The sequence below is a fragment of the Vibrio sp. 10N.261.54.E10 genome, assembly GCF_002877735.2.
Lineage (GTDB): Bacteria > Pseudomonadota > Gammaproteobacteria > Enterobacterales > Vibrionaceae > Vibrio > Vibrio crassostreae_C.
This window is the reverse complement of the sequence record NZ_MCXE02000002.1, coordinates 1,659,788-1,680,271: the sequence shown is the minus strand read 5'-3', so window position 1 is coordinate 1,680,271 and position 20,484 is coordinate 1,659,788. Positions and strand designations below refer to the sequence as shown.

The 20,484-nt window shown below is 42.9% G+C and carries 15 protein-coding genes; 6 read left to right on the top strand and 9 right to left on the bottom strand.

Translation table 11 applies throughout. From position 1 onward, the window contains the following. Positions 1-75: 75 nt before the first annotated feature. The 7 genes from BCU07_RS18590 to aspT all read right to left on the bottom strand — a co-directional run bounded on the left by BCU07_RS18590 (position 76) and on the right by aspT (position 8,911). Positions 76-1,227 (bottom strand): BamA/TamA family outer membrane protein, encoded by a 1,152-nt coding sequence (locus BCU07_RS18590; RefSeq protein WP_048608357.1) that lies wholly within the window; start codon positions 1,225-1,227, stop codon positions 76-78. A 261-nt stretch (positions 1,228-1,488) separates the two neighbouring features. Beyond that, positions 1,489-2,394 carry a LysR family transcriptional regulator gene (locus BCU07_RS18585; protein ID WP_102427943.1) on the bottom strand — a complete coding sequence of 302 codons (906 nt, stop codon included), beginning with the start codon at positions 2,392-2,394 and terminating at the stop codon, positions 1,489-1,491. 158 nt (positions 2,395-2,552) lie between these two features. Then, on the bottom strand, positions 2,553-2,978 hold the full coding sequence (locus BCU07_RS18580) for a hypothetical protein (protein WP_017060059.1): 426 nt from the start codon (positions 2,976-2,978) through the stop codon (positions 2,553-2,555). Between the two features lie 17 nt (positions 2,979-2,995). Beyond that, positions 2,996-4,168, bottom strand: coding sequence for a patatin-like phospholipase family protein (locus BCU07_RS18575; protein WP_017060058.1), 1,173 nt, complete (start codon positions 4,166-4,168; stop codon positions 2,996-2,998). A 213-nt stretch (positions 4,169-4,381) separates the two neighbouring features. After that, positions 4,382-5,239 carry a pyridoxal kinase PdxY gene (pdxY, locus tag BCU07_RS18570; protein ID WP_102427944.1) on the bottom strand — a complete coding sequence of 286 codons (858 nt, stop codon included), beginning with the start codon at positions 5,237-5,239 and terminating at the stop codon, positions 4,382-4,384. A 206-nt stretch (positions 5,240-5,445) separates the two neighbouring features. After that, positions 5,446-7,044: a bifunctional aspartate transaminase/aspartate 4-decarboxylase gene (locus BCU07_RS18565; protein WP_102333638.1), complete on the bottom strand. Its 1,599-nt coding sequence runs from the start codon at positions 7,042-7,044 to the stop codon at positions 5,446-5,448. Between the two features lie 151 nt (positions 7,045-7,195). Then, the gene (gene aspT, locus BCU07_RS18560; RefSeq protein WP_102427945.1) at positions 7,196-8,911 is read right to left on the bottom strand and encodes an aspartate-alanine antiporter; all 1,716 of its coding nucleotides are present in this window, start codon (positions 8,909-8,911) and stop codon (positions 7,196-7,198) included. Between the two features lie 471 nt (positions 8,912-9,382). Here aspT and BCU07_RS18555 point away from each other — a divergent pair, with 471 nt between their 5' ends. The 6 genes from BCU07_RS18555 to BCU07_RS18530 all read left to right on the top strand — a co-directional run bounded on the left by BCU07_RS18555 (position 9,383) and on the right by BCU07_RS18530 (position 17,624). After that, positions 9,383-9,595: a DUF1656 domain-containing protein gene (locus BCU07_RS18555; protein WP_017059802.1), complete on the top strand. Its 213-nt coding sequence runs from the start codon at positions 9,383-9,385 to the stop codon at positions 9,593-9,595. Positions 9,596-9,605: 10 nt separating this feature from the next. Continuing rightward, a complete protein-coding gene (locus tag BCU07_RS18550; protein WP_017059803.1) occupies positions 9,606-10,472 on the top strand; it encodes an HlyD family secretion protein in 867 nt (288 codons plus the stop codon). A gap of 9 nt (positions 10,473-10,481) precedes the next feature. Continuing rightward, entirely contained in the window at positions 10,482-11,837 is a 1,356-nt protein-coding gene (locus BCU07_RS18545; RefSeq protein WP_102427946.1) for an FUSC family protein, read from the top strand. A 325-nt stretch (positions 11,838-12,162) separates the two neighbouring features. After that, positions 12,163-13,821, top strand: coding sequence for a hypothetical protein (locus tag BCU07_RS18540; protein ID WP_102427947.1), 1,659 nt, complete (start codon positions 12,163-12,165; stop codon positions 13,819-13,821). 213 nt (positions 13,822-14,034) lie between these two features. Further along, positions 14,035-16,080: a carboxylesterase family protein gene (locus tag BCU07_RS18535; RefSeq protein ID WP_102427948.1), complete on the top strand. Its 2,046-nt coding sequence runs from the start codon at positions 14,035-14,037 to the stop codon at positions 16,078-16,080. Positions 16,081-16,166: 86 nt separating this feature from the next. Continuing rightward, positions 16,167-17,624 carry a phospholipase D family protein gene (locus BCU07_RS18530; RefSeq protein WP_102427949.1) on the top strand — a complete coding sequence of 486 codons (1,458 nt, stop codon included), beginning with the start codon at positions 16,167-16,169 and terminating at the stop codon, positions 17,622-17,624. Positions 17,625-17,725: 101 nt separating this feature from the next. Here the strand turns inward: BCU07_RS18530 and BCU07_RS18525 are convergent, their stop codons facing one another. Together BCU07_RS18525 and BCU07_RS18520 are read right to left on the bottom strand one after the other, a co-directional pair. Continuing rightward, positions 17,726-18,415 carry an aspartate/glutamate racemase family protein gene (locus BCU07_RS18525; protein ID WP_241910038.1) on the bottom strand — a complete coding sequence of 230 codons (690 nt, stop codon included), beginning with the start codon at positions 18,413-18,415 and terminating at the stop codon, positions 17,726-17,728. Between the two features lie 302 nt (positions 18,416-18,717). Continuing rightward, positions 18,718-20,436 (bottom strand): autotransporter assembly complex protein TamA, encoded by a 1,719-nt coding sequence (locus tag BCU07_RS18520; protein WP_029235239.1) that lies wholly within the window; start codon positions 20,434-20,436, stop codon positions 18,718-18,720. Between the last annotated feature and the right edge of the window lie 48 nt (positions 20,437-20,484).

Genomic DNA, 20,484 nt, shown 5'->3' with positions numbered 1-20,484 from the left:
TAAGAAAGTGATAGAAAACGAAAAGGCGCTAATTAGCGCCTTTTTTCTTGGAAAAATTTAACCTATTCCGTTGTTCTAGAAACCACTGCCTACGTTAAAGTAGATAGCGCGTTCTTCATGGCTTTGCGCATAATCCATCCCAAGGTGCAAACCGTAACGTCTCGCGATTTGGTATCGAAAGCCGACACCTCCGGCATTGACGGTACTGTCGTGGCTTATGCCGTTATCTTGCTTTGCAACCCCTGAACCGTAAAACCCAGACACCTTCCAACGATGAGTGATGCTATACGTCAATTGGCCTTGGATTGTTTCAATCTCATCTCCTTGGTACCGATAAGATGACACCCCGCGTAACGACACGTACGGTTTCGCTGTGGGTGATACAAACAGGTCTTGCTGTTCGAAGCTTTGATAATTTGCAGCCAAGCCTAACGTCCATTTATTGGTAATTGGGATATAGGCTTCGCCATCTATGTTCAAATTTCGGTAATTGTAATCACTGCCAATCGCATCGTCGTACACCATGTAATCTGCAGACAATTTGTAACCTTTGGTTGGATAAAATAAATTATCTCTTGTGTCATATTCAGCCTCCAACCCTAAACCAGAAGTAACCGATTCGTTACCCAAAATTCGGTCTAAAACCATGTTATCAAATTCAATCTCAGACTTAGCTAATAACTGCTTTATTCCCAACATCCAAGGCGTATGCCCAATCCGGAACTGCACCTTTTGTGAAAGTACGGCTACCGAAGTTGACGTGCCTATTCTAAGGTCATGATCTATGGGGCCCCAGTTGATTGATGTGTACAAATCCAAATTCGCAACACCAAAGCCGCCGCCTCCTGTGTAACGAATGGAATCATTCATCCAAGATCGTCTATGGCCACCAAATACAAACCAAGTTTCGTTCTCTGTCCCTACTGCGCCCACCACTGACATTGCTGAGGGTACTAACTGCGCACCACCATCTATGGCAGAAAGAGCAGCTTGCTTTCTTTGTCGCTTTTCCTCATCCGTCTCATGTAAAAACAAACCAGCCACACCGCCGCCGTACCCCACCGCAGGCTCGGTAATCAAAATTGGGATAGGCAAAAAGCCATGTGCGTTTTCCGCAAGGTGATGCCCCATATCAAATTGACCATCAACAGGATCATAAAACGATGCGAAAGAAGATGTTGTAAATAAAAAGCAGGAAAGAAGAACAATGCCGCCGCAGCGAGTCATAAAATTTGCCTCATAAAAAAGACCGGGTGACGAAACCCGGCCGAAAGTTTGCTTCCTTGCAATAAACATAGAAATTAAACACTTATTGCCAATAAAGGGGGTCCTTAATCGACGGGCATAGAATAGGCCAAATAATGGTGTTGCCCTACTCCTATATAGAGGATGTCGCCCTACAAAATTAAAGAGCTTTCGAGATGACAGAAACGCAAAAGGCTCATATAAATGAGCCTCTATTAATAAGTTACCTACATTCTTCCTTTGCTAATATTGACTCAATACTCGATCAACATGTTCTTGTATAACAGATAAAACCGATAATTTTACATCCTTCACTTGCTTAGAATGATGGCACCAAAGCGCAAAACCGAATTTGAATCCTTGGTGCATTTCAGACGACTGTATAGGTTCAATGTCGTAATGGGAAAATTCAGAATGAGCAAACGTTTTTGGTAACAGTGCCCACCCTAAACCGGCTTCAACCATTTTAATAACTAACGCCAATTGATCGACTTCTTCGTTATCGGAGCTGATGGTTACTTTTTCTGACATTCCCTCTTCAATAAACGATCTCAAGATAAACTGCTTTGAATTTCTTAACGCTAAAAGTACATCCTCTTGCGCCAAAGATGAGAACTCACCATTTTTTTGAACGAATGGGGAAAACTCAATGTGACCTAGAAAAGTCGCATCAAAGCTGTGTATACCCCGGCTGTCATGCACATTGACTAGTCCAAAGTGATACTCTCCGCTTTGAAGGCCCTTCTTAATATCCTTTTTGTTTCGAATTAAAAAGTTCACTCGCATCATCGGGAAATCACGACGCAGTTTCTTTCGAATATCCAAAAGCATTTGATGAGGTATCACACCAGAATAAGCAAAGGTGATGTTTTCCAACCCGCCATAAGACAAGCTCAAAGCCACCTTGTCGAATGTTCTTGCCTGTTCAATCGTTTGCTTAGCGTAGTGGTAAAGATGATGACCATCTTCTGTCGGCTTTACAGAGCGTCCAACCCTTTCAAATAGGCTTACCGCGAGTTGGTCTTCAAGGTTAGTTATAACCTGCCCGATTGTCGTTCTGTGCTTGTTAAGCTTGACTGCTGCCTTGCTGAAAGAGAGTTGGTCATAAACGGTAACGAACGCGAGAAGTTGTTCAATGCTGAAATTCATGTTGTTGTGCTTACTTTTAATCGTTATGTATTTAAATTATCACAGGTTGGCGAAATATCTACTTTGTCAGAATAATATTAGTGAAAATAATTCGTCAATTTGAAACAAAAAAACCTACTCAAGCTAGTAGGTTTTATCGTTGATGTCAAACGAATAACTTAAATGTATTCGATAACTCGAGCTAGATAGTTAAAGTCCCCAGAATCACCGTGGTAATTACGGTAAACATCGACACTGAAATATCTAGGTTGGTCCACTTGAATATGCTCAGCAATTCGCTGCTCGATGGATTCAAGAGTTTCACCTGTTTGCGAGTAAATGTATTTCTTGGTGGTCTTTTGAAGCTGGCGTTCTTTAGCTTCTTTGTGTGTGACGTAATTGTTCACGTCAACCCACTGACCAATGTAGTCAATCTCCACGTAGTCTGAATTTTCTTCAACCATGAACAACGCCGCTTCTTGTTGAACGTCGGCCAGTTGTAGCATGTCGTTATCGACTTTTTGCTGTTCCATTGAGGTCACATTTTGTGCCATGGCAGCGCTAGACGTTGCCATGATAAGTAGCGCTAAAGCTGTTTTATTCATTTTACGATATCCCTAAATTAAGGTAATTCTGTTACCCAAGGTTTGCCCTGAGTTGCTTTGTGATAACCATATTCGTATATGGTTAATAAATAGTGTTCATCAAACATGTCTTTGGTTCGTTTGGCGTAACCAAAGTCGTGCTCGATGTAAGTAAATTGCATATCAATGTTGTTGATTTCACAGATGTATTTCATTCGATATAAATCACCACGTGTTTGAGCAAGAGTCAGGCTTGATACGCTCTTTGCTACTAAATCTAGACCCTTATCTCTCAGCGAGTGGTACGGCGCTTTCAGTGCTCCATTTCGAATAACATCGAGCTGTGGTGGTTTTTCTAACCCAAGAGCATCTGAGATCTGCTGATAGTCGAAGTTAGATGGATTGAAAAATACTTGAGCGGCTAAACCACCATCGACGTGAAGTTCTTCATAACTTTTACCTTCGTACTTCACATTGATAAACTGCGGTGGGAAGACTCCAGGAATAGAAGCACTTGCTGCTAAAACCTTATATATAAGTTCAGACTTATCTGGCATGTCACTATTTGCAATTGCGCCCACATTCCAAATAACAAGCTCTCCAGAATCAAAGTGTGTGCTACCAATAAACAAACGCTTACCGTTGCGGTGTCGCGCAGCAATTTGCTCGATCATCGGTTCAGGGAACGCCTGAGCGATAAATTGATTCAAGTTTTTACCGTCAGTAAAAGCATCTTTAAACACGGTGTTTAAAAAGTTCTTTTTGCCGAGCACTGATTTGTCATTGATGTTTAACATCACCTCCTTCATCTTCGGAAATGCATCTCCGCCGATGAATACAAATGGTGCCATTAGCGCTCCTGCACTGATGCCAGTAACTATTGAGTAGTCTTTCAATTGGCCAGATTCTTCCAGCCCTATCAAAATACCGGCTCCAAAGGCTCCGTTCGCGCCGCCTCCTGACAAAGCTAAGATATTTAGTTGCTCACCTGACACTTTAATTGGCGTTGTTTGATCGATTGGAGAGTATAAGAAGTCTGGGTTCTCACTCGCCCACATACGCAATGGCTCTTTTACTGATATCGCTTCTTCTACAACCACTTCTTTGTAATTGTCTTTGTGTACGCGTACATCCAACGTGTGGGGTGAGCTACATGCCACTACAAGTAATGACAAAGCAACGGTAAAACCCGAGGAAATTAGACGGTTCATAATTAGGCTCATTTAATGTTCTCTAAAATGATTCAGAGACTCTGTTTAATCAAAAGAACAGCTATAAACAGAGAAGTTAATAAATAGGGATAAAGTGAAGTCCGTCTCTTTCTGGGAGTAATATAGCTAGGTTTAGTCTTAGCTCGTAATCTCGTTTGTAGGATGCGACCCATCGAATAGGTACACCCTCCACCACTATCGGAGTTAAACGCTCTACCCGATTTTGACCACGTTGAAATCGTGGGTAGGCTCTACAAATTCATATTGTGCATTGATTGTTTGTAGCTCCCAAGTGCCATAGCTTTTAGTTAGCTCCAACACACCATAGACCGCGTTATTTGCATGTCGGAATGCAGCTACGGGAGACATTCTCTTTATTAACCCTGCGGTAAACAGGCCAGAGATAAGGTCACCGACACCAACCGGTTGTTGAGCAAATTCAATGTTCGGTCGTTGGGCTAAATAACATGCCTTTTTCGTTGCTAAAATCATACTGAACGCGTCATCGGGTAATGAGTGAAGATGCTTCACGAGCACCATCTTTGGACCAAGATCCAATGCTTTCTTACATGCTGTAACCGCGTCATAAAGGGAGAGGATTTTAATGCCGGTCAATTCACTTAGTTCAAATTGGTTTGGCACTATAACATCGGCAATAGGAAGCAAGTGTTTAGTAATGGCGGTTCTAACGCCATCCTCAACGATACAACCTTTATCTGGGTCACCCATTACAGGGTCACAAACATAGAGTGCACTGTGGTTCTTTTCTTTAACTAAATTAACCGACTCGGCAACCGCTTTACATTGGTCTGCGCTTCCCTGATAACCCGATAGGATCGCACCACAGTCTTTCAGTACGTTGATGTTGTCTAAGCCTCGAATCAAGTTTCGAATATCATCTGAGCCGAATGTTTTCCCGGTCCAACCTTGTTGATATTGAGTGTGATTAGAGAACTGAACAGTGTGGATTGGCCACACATCGAGTCCCATTCTTTGGATTGGAAAAACCGCAGAACTGTTTCCTGCATGCCCGTAAACCACGTGAGATTGAATAGAAATAATGCTTTTCATGCGTCGCTCTTTCAGTTTGAAATGGATTTGAATACTTGGATAAGACGACTAAATAAACACAACGGAACATCAAGATAGGAAGTTTTATCGATCTAACCACTGTGCTTATTTGGTCGGAATAGCCTCGACATCGCCGAGGCTTATTCTTAATGAGTTGGACGTCATCGGCTTTAAATCATGTATTTGATTCTAAGCCAGACTTGAACTTATGCGTCTTGAAACTCAGCGAAGTGCTCGTCCAATACCTTGCGAGTTGCGCGGCCAATCAGTTCGTACTCATGGTGAGTCAGGTTAGCCAGAGATACGCGAACCGACGCATGTACAGTATCGAAGCCATTTCCTGGTAGTAAAATAACACCAGTTTCGTGAGCTAGACGGAATAAGAAATCTTTACCTTTACCGCTTGCTTTGAACCATTCAACGAACTCTTGACCGTATAGTTTGCCACCTAGAGTGTCTAACTCTAGTAGTGTGTAGTAGTCCACACGATCTTTGTTCTCTTCAACTTCTAGCCCCATGTTGGTGTATAGAGTTGTATAGCGCTCACGAATGATGCGCTTGCATGCTGCTTTGTAGCTACCTTCAGAATCCATTAGGCAAGTTAGAGCAAACATCGCCATTTGCACTTGTTGCGGTAGAGATAGACCGGCAGTGTGATTCAAGGCTACGCTACGGCTATCCGCAACGATGCGGTCGATGAACTTAATGTCACGTGGCTCTGGAGTCAGTGTTTTGTAACGGTCATCAAGTTGACACTGTTTTTCTTCGCTGAAAGAACTTAGTGCGTCATCAAATACGTTTTTGTGTTGGATACCAATGGTACCTAAACGCCAGCCTGTTGCGCCAAAGTACTTAGAGAACGAGTAAACACAAAGTGTGTTGTATGGTAGTTTTGCAAATAGAGAAACGAAGTCATCGGCAAATGTACCGTATACGTCATCAGTGATGATGAATAGGTCACTGCGTTGCTCATTCACAAAGTTTGTTAGGTTCTCTAGAGTCTCGTCAGAGAATTTCACTGATGCTGGATTAGCAGGGTTAACGACGCAAAGTAGTTTGATGTCTGTATCTGCCAGTTTCTCGATTTCAGACATTGGAAGCTGCCAAGTGGTCTCATCAAGACGCAGTTCAACGATCTCTAGTTCGTACTCAGAAAGCTCTGGGATTTCTAGGTAAGGGGTAAAGATTGGCGTAATTAGCGCCACTTTATCGCCTTTTTTCAATAGACCATTGTTGAACATCGTTTGGAATGTGTAGGTCATTGATGCCGTACCACCTTCCGTTGCGAACAAGTCAAAGTCCGTGGTCATTGGAACTGGGCCATACATCTCTTCTGCAATGTACTGCTTCACCACTTTCTCAATGTTAGTCAACATACGTGGTGGTACTGGGTAGTTACACGCTAGGTAAGCAAGAACGAGTTCGTTTAGGAACGCTTGTTTTTGGATGCCTAGACGATCTTTTGCGTAGCTTAGTGCGCGCTCGATGAACTGAACACCTTTGTCGTTTGAGTATTCTTTAGTAAACGTATCGAAACGCTCAACGATACCCACGCCATCAGGGATACCACCGAAATCACCACCGAGGTAAGCGTAGTTACGTTCCGCTTCCATTACTGCAAATTCACCCAAGCGAATAAATGCTTTACGTGGCAATGTTGCTAGGAAGTTTGGATTACCACGACCTGCGTCTAGTAAAGCACGATCTGGCACTGCTTGAGCAACTTCAATTAATTTGTCTTTTAATTCAAATGGGCTTAAATCAGCGAATTTTGAAAAGTCGATAGTTGTATTTTGTGTAGTCATAATATTTACCTAATAATTTAATATTAAACACTTGTAATTAAATAAAGTGTTTTACTTAAGCGTGATTATTCAGGCCTACCCTATTTTTGATTGGGTAGGTCTGTTAATAAGTTGATGATTTTTTAAATCTATAATGAGTTGTAGGTTTTAATTACATACCCGCATTAACGGTAATAATGCCGACGATAATTGGTCCCCATAGAGTCAGTAACACGTTGGCTACGGCGTAAGTCACAGTGAAAGAGAATACTGGCGTTGCGTTGCCTGTTTTTTCCATCAATGCAGCGAACGCTGGGTTTGCACTTCGACCACCAGTCACACAACCTAACGCTTCTACTGGGTTCTTTATCTTCAATACAAAGTACGAGAAAAAGAATGAAATAATCTGTGGAATGATGGTGACCGCCATACCCAAGAACAGAAGCGACATACCATGTTCTTTTATGGTATCAACTGCTTGAGGGCCCGCTTGGAGGCCAACGATGCCAACAAATGCTGCTAAACCAAAGTCACGAATAAAGTTTGCTGCACCCGCAGGGAACTGAGCCACATGTGGGTTTCGGCTACGTAACCAACCAACAAGCAAACCAGAGATCAAACAACCTGCACCAGATCCAATCGTTACGGGAATGCCTGCAATCTTGAAACTGATTAAGCCGATAAGAAGGCCCAACACCATACCAAAACCCAGTACGATGAAATCAGTCATGGTTGCTGAGCCCATACGCTTACCGATGTGTTTTTCAACTCGGTTGATGTCTTGTGCGGTGCCTGTTAATTGAATAACGTCGTTTTTCTGAACAATCAGATCATCAGTAATGGCGACTGAAGCACCAGCACGCATGTAGTCTGTAACATACACACCACGGAACGAACGTTGATTTGAGCTATCTTTGATCTCTCTTAGCGAACGACCAATCAGTTTGCGATTGTCAGCGATAAGTTGACGATTTTCTTCAATAACTTCATAGCTTTCCGGTAATGCGACTTCATTACTTTGCGCCTTGCTCTGTAGCTCATGAACCGCATTTCTACGGCCGGTAACCACAACAAGGTCGCCCGCTTTAAGTGCTGTGAACTTGTCTGCACTCAGCTCTTTTCCGTCGCGTTCAATAAGTTCGATACACGCAGCAAGTGATGATTGATTCAATTGCGCGAGTGTTTTTCCAACCAGTTTATCGTCGTGAGTGACTTTAAAAGCACGTGTCACTAGAGCTGTGACTGCGTTAAATTCGCCATCTGCCAAATCACGTTTACCGTTAGAATTTTTCTCCTCTAACGCAATTGCTTCAGAGCGAATGTCCCACTTCATCAACGTTGGGAATACCCAAGTCACCATCAAGATTGGACCTAATGAACCAAAGATGTATGTTACAGCGTAACCTACAGCAACGTTAGTTTGCATCAGATGTTTGGCTTCTTCAGACACACCACCCAAACGGGCGATCGCATCGCCTGCAGTACCAATGATCGCAGACTGAGTTAAACCACCGGCAGCTAGGCCCGCAGCAGTACCTCTATCTAAGTCAAACAACCACGCAGCAGCAAGTACACACAATAAGCCTGAAACCGTCATAACAACCGCAGACAACAGAATGTTGATGGTTCTAAAGTTAAGCGCTTTAAAGAATTGTGCGCCGCCTTGATAACCCACAGCATAAATAAAGAGCGCAAAGAAAATACTTTTTACGCCGGGATCAATCTGAACACCAAATTGCCCAATAATTACGCCCATTAATAATGTTCCGGCCACACCGCCTAAAACAAATCGGCCGATAGTAATTTTACCAACCATATAACCCAATGAGAGTGTAATAAATAGTGCGACAAATGGTGCCATGTCAAACAGATTAGAAATAATGTCCATGACAAATTTACTCTTGTTACTAAATATAAGGAGTAAATAATCTAACGAATAACTTAATAATGATATTTGTTGGATTATTCAAAATAAATAAAGCATCTCGTTGCTTCGAACCGAATATTAAGAACAAAAGGTTTTATTATGTAATCCCATTTGATGGATCAAATCATCACTTTAACTGTTCGCATAGTTTTTGAAGTGCAATTTACATCTTAAGTGATTGTTTTAAATATATTTATCTTAAACCGGCAAAAGTAGATGATTTTCGAAATTAATTTCAATTATGTGTTTCCACTTCAAGAACGACAACCTACCTACCGTTGTTTTACTGGCTTACGGCTCTCAACAAAGAGGCAGTTGGCATAATCACCGAATAAAGTTGGATTTTGATGGGTACGATCCTCTATAAGCGATTATCACAATAAATCGAACTCCGTTATCGTTGCATTCATCAAACAAATAGAGAACAGAACCATGAATACCATGCCGCATGAGCTTGTGTGGGATGAAGTCTACTTCCCACCGCTGTTATTGGTTATCGCACTGGCTTACATACTGACAATGCTAACAGGGTCAATCGCGACACGGTTTGGCCTTCATAAGTACGTCGCCTTTCCTGCAATAGCAGAACTGAGCTTGATCGTGATTTTTACTGGCGCTATCGGCCATTTTATTACCATTTTTTGAGGCACTTACTGTGATCAAACGTTATCTCATCACACTTTTATTATTGGCTGCTGCGGGAACTGTGGTTTATAGCTATTACCAGTCGTACTCAAGTAACCCATGGACCAGAGACGGACAAGTCAGCGCTTATATCGTCTCGATTACACCTCGAGTCACGGGTCAAGTCATTGAAGTGCATGTCGAAGACAACTCGAAGGTAAAAAAAGGCGATCTTCTTTTTGAGATCGATCCGAGTATTTACAAGGCGACCTACAGAAAAGCACTTGCGACTCAAAAACAAGCATTTGCCCTACTCGCCAAAGCCAAAAACGAAGAGCAACGCGCGTTGAATTTAGAGAAAAGAACGCCCGGTGCCGTGCCCGTGCTGACACTAAACAACTTGAACAACGCGGTAGAAACCAGCGCCGCAAATGTCGAACTGGCAAAAGCGAACGTAGAAGAAGCACATCTCAACCTTGAGTACACCAAGGTATATGCGCCTACTAACGGCTATATCACCAATCTGAACCTACGTGTTGGCTCTCAAGTTGTCGCGAATTCACCTGTGGTTGCGCTAATTGATGAAGATAGCTTCTGGATTGAAGGTTATTTCAAAGAGACTGATTTAGTCGGTGTCGATGCTCAGGACACTGCTTATGTGACCTTAATGATGCACAACAATGTTCAGCTAGAAGGACATATCAAAAGTATTGGTTTTGGTATCGCGAAGCAAGACGGCAGCACAGGTAATGATTTATTGCCAAACGTGAATCCAAACTTCCAATGGATACGCCTAGCTCAACGCATCCCTATCAAAGTGAAGTTAGACAAAATACCAGAAGACGTACAACTGCGTGTTGGTATGACTGCCTCGATCAAAATAATCAAAAATAGCTAGGTGATTCTTATGTTCACTGCATCGACTAAAGACGCGATTAAAGTCGCACTCTCTATCGTTATCGCAATCTGCCTAGCGTTGTGGTTTGGTTGGGAAAAACCGTATTGGGCTGCGATAGCCGTCGCAGTGATGGCATTGAACGAGAGCTTCGCCCATTCAATAAACAAAGGCCATAACCGGCTAATGGGAACCTTGTTAGGGACCGGTTATGCCTTTTTCCTCATTGCGATGTTTTCACAAGATCGATTTTTGTTTCTAACATTTCTTACCGTGTTCTTAGGCACTTGTATTTTCATGTCTAGTGACGAGAAATACGGCTACATCTTTTCAATAGGATTTACCGTGTGTTCGATTGTTGCTTGTATGGGCGGGTTTGATAACCAAACCACCTTTCACTTTGCTGTACTTAGACTTCAAGAAACACTATTAGGTGTTGTTGTGTTCTCTATTGTGTATCGCATCGTGTGGCCTGTGAATACTGAACTCAACTTTGTACAACGTTTCGAAACCAGTAAACAAGCGTTGTTAGATGCGATGGAAAAAACAGACAACATCGACATTGCCGCACTTGAAAGCAACACCGCGAATATTGATAAGCTGTATCAACTTTTAGATCTGCCACTGACCGGAAGCTACCACCTTAAAGAGAACATCCAAACATGGCGCTTGCGTATCGATGAAATGGCACATATCCAAGATACATTACTCAAACAAAGTAACAGCGAATCAGACTTAGATATCCAATGGGCAGTTCTTACTCACAACTTGAAGACGTTCGATGTATTAACACCAGAACAATCTCTTGTTGAGGGTGAACTCAATGTCATAGGTGATCATAAAGACGTGTCTTGGCATCATGCACATCGCACGTTTGTTGAACATTTGAATGAAGATGGGCGCAAAGTACTGCAAGGCGTGTCGATGTTTATCACATCGCTGTTGATTTGGATTTATCTTCCAGTTCCAGGTGGTTTCATATTTCCTATGTTAGCCGGTGTATTCTCTTCTATGGTGCCGACCATGCCACCAAGCGTTATTAAGGACGCTTTTTATGGTGTGTTGGGTACAGGGTCGGTGGTTCTGTTGCAATACATCTTTGTGATGCCATTAATGACAGAACTATGGGAGCTGGGACTATTCTACTTCCTTAACATTATGGTGATATGGAAAGTGTTCGCGACACCTAAGCTCATGGTACACCGAATATTGGGTATTAACTTATTAGTTGTTCTCACATCTGGTGCGCTCAACCTCACACCTGTTTATGGAATTGAAACGCCACTTTTGATGCTCGTAAACATTTTGATTATTCTGATGATAGCGAAGTTGTTTACTGATCTATTTAGAGTGAGGGTAACTGCTTAGAACTAAATGCGCTTAACAACTCACAACAAAACGGTCTGCCAAGTATTTTTACTTCACAGGCCTTTTTTTATCTATTTAAAATCATTATAAATCAATTGATTAACGCTAATTATTACTAAGTGAGGATAGCGTCCATCAAAAGCGATTAACGCGATCTGCCACCTCCTCTTAAAATCCTCTCATTGATTGACGCAATGCATTTTTAGTCGCGACATTCACACTAGCAATCCTAACGGATAAATACATAACAACTGAACACGACGTTCAGTATTACATCGACTGTTTGAGTCTCGAAGGTTTGAGGCCACTCAGCGTGGAAACCGTCATGAGTTTTTTTGAAATACGCACCAGCGCCTGTAAGACCCATACTCTTTCTGTGTTAGCGAGCGCCCTATTACTTACCACCCCCAATTTTGCGTCTGCGGCAGAAACCAAGACTTACAGCGAAGTTATGGAAAAAGGTCGAGCACTATTTGACAAATATGGCATCAGTCATGATTTACCAAAGCTAGCAATCAGTTCGCTCGTACAGGGCGAACACCTAGTTGAACACGCACATCGAACCATACAAATTGGCGATGAGGTTCGTGACTCAAGCGTCTATCTGATAAAAAACACAGACAGCAAAGGCAACATCGACCTGCGCATCAAATACAACCCGCAAGAGCTGGATGAAAACGAAAAACTGATCGATGAAATTGAAGAGTTTACGCGCACTGAGTATCGACTAAGAAATTATGCAGAAAGCTTCGATCCATCGTCAGTGAAAGTCAATGAAAAAGACAACGGCGACGTGACCATTAGCTTCAACTATTCGAAATACGGCTTACCACAAGACATCGCCTATTTCCGTTTCTTGAATGTTGATATTGAACTTGTAGGCGGCACACCAAAACGCATGGTAATCACCAACGACAAGCCATTTAATCTTGGTAAGTCAAAAGTCGATACCTATTACCAAGTGATTGATTTCCAAACGTTAGACTCTGGTAAAGTCGTTATTGAACGTAAGACAACTAACATCGAGGGTACGTCTAAAACGAAACCGATGACCATGAGCGCTGTAACTGAACCCGTCGCAATTTATGAAGACGACAACGGCGTTAATGTCCTGCATGAAGAGCGTCTAAAAGAAGTTTCAGATCCTCGTATGCAAGAAGCGAGTGTTAAGTTAGATCGAGTATTCCCTTTAATGGGTGACATGGTGCGTCGTCAAGGTATCGATTTACCCCTTCCATTCGGCGTATCAGTGGCTTATCGCAATCAAGATATGGATATACCCATGACAGATTACGTGATTGGTGGAGTGCGCTTGAATGATTTATTTGACCCGGAAGACAGTGTTGCGACGGTCAAAGCGGAAAGTGTTTCGATACGCGGCGACGTAAATATCTTGCCATTCTGGAATGTATTCGGGTACGTAGGAAAGGTAAACGTTGATGCGAATATTGACGCCTCTTATACCGGCGCTGCTGGAGAATATCTACAAGATAAACTCAATAACAAATTACCTGGTCTAGGCGACAAACTGTGCGAGGGCGTATCAGCACTGTGTAACAGTGGGCGTTTAAATGTACCACTCCATCTCGAATATGACTTACGCGGTGCGGGTACAACACTATCTGTTGGTTACAAAGAGTTCTTTGCCTCAGTGACGGGTACCTATTCACAAACCCGTCTGAAAGGGATGGATGATTGGGGTGACGGCATTGTCACGATTCAGCCAATGTTGGGCTACCAATTAGTTGATTATCGCGCTCAATTCTTCGTTGGTGCTGAATACCAAGGTTTAGATTCACGTATGCAAGGTACTGTAAAGACAGACGATATTGAGTTTGATTACGACGTTGGTGTCGACATTAACCAGTGGGCATTTTTAACCGGAGTCAACAAACAGATTGGCAAGCACTACAACATGACCCTGTTGTACAACAAAGGTGAAACTCGTTCGGCTGTGACATTGAACCTTGGCTATCGATTCTAACGGTCAAACCATCGCTCTATTGTGAATATAGATTCGTTAGAGCGATATTTTCATACGAGCCTCTGAAGCTCAGTCGTCCAGCAAGATGACAACTCAAATATATGCCATGTCGATGCTCCATAGATGGAGCGCAATACCCAATGGAACTGCAGGATTGTCGATACAAGTGCGTTTGATCGTAACTATACCGAATATTATTGTGGAAAATTAAATATGAATATTGCATACCGCTCACTTATCGCATTGTCTATTGCTACTGCCCTTATAGGCTGTGGCGACGATAGCCAACCAACGGTTCCTTTCCCTGATAAACCTGAACCTTTAATTCCAGCACCTTCAGAAACCTTTACCACTCAAATCGGCGATGTGATGATTACTGCGACCAAAGAAGAGCTGGTTGTTACATCTAATACCGAAGACGATAAACTGGCTTCTGTTGAGTCTTTTAAAGGCATTAAGTTTGCGAACGAGCCAGAGCATTTTACGCACAGTACCCCGGCTACGTTAACTGAGGTTATGAATTCAGAAGGTATGATCGATGCCACCAACTTTGGTGATGCTTGTACGCAAGCTAGATCGACAGACTTCGGTTCAGAGCTTGAACTTGCACAAAGCCAAGACTGCCTCAACCTCAACATCTGGCGTCCAGTAGGCACGACCGAACAAGACGAGTTACCTGTTTATATATTCATTCACGGTGGTGATTTTGAATACGGTACTGGCGCGAACCCAATGATTCATGGTGATACGGTTGTAGCGCAAGGCGCGGATGAAGGTAACCCGTTTATAATGGTGACGTTTAACTACCGCCTAGGTTTGTTTGGTACTCGCTGGATAAAAGGTGAAAATGTTGACGGTAACTACGGCATTGGCGACCAAGAAAGCCTACTAAAATGGGTTCGTGAAAATATTAAAGAATTTGGTGGTGCTCTGGGTAACGTGACATTAATGGGTCAAGGCTCTGGTGCAATGTCGATTGCTTTGTTGCAGCAAAAAGTGGCAGAAAACAAGCTAGAAGACGACTATTTCCAGCGCGCGATTATGCAAAGCATGCCTTATGGCTATGAATTTAATAGCTACAATTCAGCACGTCCCCTCCTATCTGATGGTTTAGATGATGCTGAGTATGACGAAATAGTCGCAAAACAAGCAGATACACTAGATCCACTTAATAAAGTGATATCATGGGTTACCGCTTCAGCCCTTACTAATTCCAATAGCACACCAATGTCAACATTGATGCCATACGCTCCATATTTGGAATGTTTACAACTAAAAGAGCCTGTCTTAGGGCTTCCTAGTACACAATGTGAAGAGGGTTACGGGCAAAAACAACCAGTAGCAAGCGATTTTGTGGTTCCCACAGTCATTGGCTTCAATGCAGAAGAGTCAAACACGATGAGCATGCTGCCAAACCTAACCTCTCTGATTGCCATTATTTGTGATGAGTTGCAGTGCTTTGCTGATGATGAACCCGAGTTAACAGCTCAGAGAATGAGTGAATGGCTAGCAAGTGATGACAACCAAGCGAAGGTAACTTCACGTCTCAACGAACTTGCAAAGAGTGCTGATTTGTCGAAGCAACTTGAGCTAGAAGAACTAGTGAATACAATGTCATTAACTGCGTACCAAGCCGTAACGACATTGTTCTATGGAACCAACAATACTACCGCAAGTCAGCTGATGGCATTACGTGATTTCAAGCCAGAGCTTGAAACAGAGCTTGTTGATGCGATAGGTAACATGGGCAAATATCGTACGATCATGAACGATACCTTGTTCGCAGGCCCTGCTCGTAAGAAAGCAGCAGAAAGTGCACAAGATACCGCACTTTACTACTTCGATTACAAAACGAGCTTCAATGTGTGGGGCTATGGAATCTCGAACGGTTTACCTGATGACTTAGGTGACTTCTTAAAATCATTAAGCTGCGTTTCAGATGCCTGTGGGGGCTCTGAATTGCCATTGGTATTTAACAAAGCGATAAGAATGGATGGAACGGAGCTTTCTCCTGATTCAAGTGACAAGCAACTGATGAATGAAGTCTCTCGTTCATGGTTTAACGGAGCATTGTTCTCAGATGAAAATCAATATATTGCGAGTCAAGACCAACTGTTAGTGATTGATTCTGATGGCATGGCGCTTTCCGCTCCGAACTGGGATAAAACGCATAACCAAGGCATCGATCCCAACCTGAACGAAGGTCGCCTTACGGGTCTGGAAGATCTCGGAATCTTATTGAATTACATGCCTGAATAATCTGTATTTAACATAGATTGACGATTCACTGCGACAAAGGCCAGCTTGCTGGCCTTTTTATTGGCCAAAATTCCATGAGAATTCCTATGCTTAATAATAACCTACGTACTTTATGTGCCATGTTTTTCGTTGCCTTACTCGCGGGCTGCGCCCAACCTTACCCTGATGTTGACCCCGATTTCGAAGCTAACTGGCAAAGCACAGAACATCAAGCCGAAGTCTATTTGATCCCGAGTGCGCCTGAAGCCTTTGCGCGCCGCATTGATCTGGTTCGCCAAGCAAAACACTCGATTGATATGACTTACTTCTCTTGGGAAAACGACACTCTGGGTCTGATGCTGTTAAACGAGCTGAAACACGCCGCTGACCGCGATGTGGCCGTGCGCCTCACACTGGATGACTTGTTGGTATTCAATGACAAATGGCTTGCGGAGTTGGACTCACACGCCAATATTGAGATTCGACTGTTCAACCCTTTTGAGTCACGTAAAGCTGGCTGGATTGGTCGTGCGCTCAACTTCTCTACTCATCAAAAACAGTTAGATAATCGACTGCATGAGAAATACTTTAACGTTGATCACCAATCGATGATCCTCGGTGGGCGCAACATCGGTGATGACTACTTTGGCTACAGCGAAAGTGCCAACTTCTTTGATATGGATGTGCTGTTTAAAGGCGACGTGATTGCTGCTTTCGACCGAAACTACCAAGCGTTGTGGAACAGTGAGCATGTAGTGCCAATTCAAGAACGCATTAAAATCAAAGAGAAAGAGCAATACCAAGCGTTCACCAAAGCGTTGAACAAAGGTGAAAAGAATCAAGCATTGATCACGTCTGAAGTCGAAAGGCAGATAAAGAGCTTAAACCAACCGAAGTTCATTTCAGCCTCTGTCACGCCGGTATTTGACTCACTGGAGAAACTCAATGACAACAAGCCCTACTTTCGCCAACGTATTGAACACTTGATGAAGCAAAAAGTACCGACACCTTCTAAGGTTATTATTTCTACGCCTTATATGGTGCCAAGCGATAACAAGTTTGTATTCGTCGATGCACTTAGAGAGAGCGAAGCCGAAGTCACCTTACTGACGAATTCATCGGCTTCTAATGATTCGGGCTTTGTGCCTGCGTATTACGAAAAACACCGTGAGACTCTACTCGACAAGGGCGTAAGTATATATGAGTACAAAAGCCAAGCGATCAATGATGATCACTACTTTCATGTTGATACCTACTACCACAACAAGACAGTAATTTTAGATGAGCGTGTCACCTATATTGGCTCTTCTAACTTCGATCCAAGATCAGACTTTCTCAACGTTGAGTTTGGGGTGTTGGTTGACAGTGAAGAGTTTGCGAAGCAAGTGACACACTACTTAACACGTCAGAAAGAGGAGTTGTTCTGGGCTGTGTCGCGAGAACAATCAGGTGACACCATCTGGGCTTCAGAGGAACAAATCCATACTAAGAACCCGAACTACAGTTCATGGAACAAGGTACCTGATTGGTTATTTCGAAAAATGAATGGCGAGTTCGAGCTTTAAGTGTTCAGCTTCGAATCTTAATTTTTAATTTTCTCCAGTCCAAATGTAAAAAAGCCGCGTAATTCGCGGCTTTCTCATGTTTCAAATACACGTATCTGAGCTTATAGACGGTAGGTCATCGCTCTTTGGGCTACGTAGTTCACCATATCAAGCGTTGTGAAGATCGAATTAACATCATTAATGTTGTAATCCACATGTCCACGCTCCACATATTGCTCAGCGAGACGGTAAATATCAACGACACGCTCAGCTACCGCTTCCATAGGATCAATAAAAGTGACTGTTGGAAATGCCGTTTCAAGTTGCTTTCTAACCAAAGGAAGTTCCGTGCATCCCCAAATAACCGTATCAACGCCCTTCTCTACGATGGATTGAATCGCTACAGCAAGCAGTGCGGCATTACGCTCAAACTCGCCCGCTTTGATCCCGTTGGTTTCTCGGATTGCTTGTCCACACTCTGTCATCTCACCGGTTACTTCACCATAGATAGCACTATGCACGTTATGCTCTTGCTCAAAGGAATCTGGCTTAACGAACACCAGATTCGCGTCCGTTAGGTAACGATCATAGATTCCCGAATTGTATGTGCCGTTGGTACATAAAATACCAACAACAGATTCAGAGTTCTGCTCTTTGATTTGATCAACGGTGGTTTGAAGCATGTCGACGATATAAACGTTGGTGTGCTTTTGAACCTCAGGTCTAAAGTAATGAGCGGTGTTACAGGTCATTACGCCAAACTGAACATTGGCATGTTTTAAAATGCACGCTGACTCAATCAGTTCAGGCACAGGATCGGTACCGCTTCGTTAATCACTTCAGATCGATCGGGGATATCTGAGTTTTTCACCACTATCATGGCCATGTGGTCTTAGTCTTTAAGTGCGCCGTGTTCAATTTCTTTCTTGGCGACGATATCTTGGAACAGAGCATCTGCTTCAGGGCCCATATTACCAAATACACCGAATCGTAGCTTTTTCATTGTTTTTACCTTTGTGTTTGCTAAAGCACAAAGGTTATTACGCTCTTTCGATTTACTTGAATCCTATTAGATGGTTCGCATCCTCGCGAGTGCATAAACAGCGTACAAAAATCAGAATTGAGTACCAAAGGAAAAATGAATACGAAATTCGTCGCCTTCAGGCGCATCTAAGCCGTAAGCAAAATCGAGCTTAACTGGCATTAACTGTGAGTTCCAAATCAAACTCACGCCCGTCCCACGCTTCCAATCCGCTTGTTGATCAAATGCATCACCCACATCAAGAAATGCGCCCAACCAAATTGAACGATAGACTTGATGCTGATATTCGAGCCCAGCAGTTAACATATAACGTGCCCCCGTTAGTTCGCCATTCTCGTCTCTAGGGGAGATAGATTCGTAACCATAACCTCGCAGGTTTCCATCGCCACCAGCAAAATACCGCAGTGACGACGGCACATCAGATAATGATTTGGCAATGTTGATGCCTACGTTGGAGCGGAAATGGAGCTTCTGCCTGTCACTAATATCCCATGAAAGGACACTGTTTCCTTCCAACCGCAACAGCCTTGAGTCAGAGAACAGACTAGGGTCAGAATACTCGACAGAATAGATGTGTCGATGATTGAGCTCCAACTGATCATTTTTACGATCAACCTGAGAAAAACTGATGCCAGGTAACAGCAATTGCGATTGCTCTTCCTCAGACGCCTGACGGTACTGTTCGTGCAAGTATTTGACATAAATGGTGCTTTGCCAATCACTGTCTAATTGCCAGTAACGTTCGAACTTAAGATCGTTTGTAAAGCTATTGGTGTCTCGATGATCAATTCGTTTCGATTCAAACTGAATACCAAAGTAATCCGTTGTGACTTTCTCTGTGGGGATTTTGTACCCCAACTGAAGTGATTGCTCCTGTTCAGACAAATATGTCTGTGTTTCAAAGCTGTGGCCTCTCCGGTTATACCAAGGCTTTGACCAACTGAGAGAGGCGCGTAAACCGAGATCTGTAGAATAGCCGCCACCGACCTGCACGATATTTCGAGAACTTGGCTCGGCAATGATTTCAATTGGAACTTCTAGGTTGTCATCAAGTTTGTCAAAGTCACCATGTACGATGACACTTCGAAACCATTGAGTGTCTGACAAATCAGATTGCAGTTCACCTAACTTGATGGTGTCAAAGTCATCACCTTTTTTAAAGGTGGGTATTTTCTCGATACGAGTAGGGTCAACCCCATCATCAGGAATACTTATAGAACCGAACTTGTAGCGTGGACCACTTGCAAAATACAAGTGTATATTCGCGATGTTCTCGCTAGGAATAACTTCAATCTTTGACTCGATAAACCTGCCGTCAAAATAACCTTTCCGCTTTGCTAAAGAGAAAATCGCACGCTTAGTTTGGTCGTATTCTTGGTGAGACAAAGTTAAACCTGAGCCTAACTTGCTTTGATTGAGTATATTGATGAACTCCGCATCTAGGCTAGCTTCACCTGTTATTTTTACTATCGATTCTGCGATGCGCATGACAGGACCAGAATCGATGTTAATGATCACGTTATCAGAATCATTGAGGTCGATATCGAGCTGTGGGTGATAATAACCATAAGGGTTGAGTGCATCTTGAATACGTTTAGATAGCTTCGTTTTCGATAGCTGTGATGCAGGAACATCGGCTAAAGGTTCTAAATATAATTCTACATTTTCGGTGAGAGTTTTATTAACCCCTTTAACCTCAAATTCAGCAGCACTAGAAGAGTGTTGGGTAAACAGGAAAAATGAAGTGGCCAGCACTAATTGTTTAATCGAGGTCTTCACGCGGTTACCCAATTGCTCAAAACCCGAACAGGTTATGAGCAAAGCGTTAAATCGCCGAAT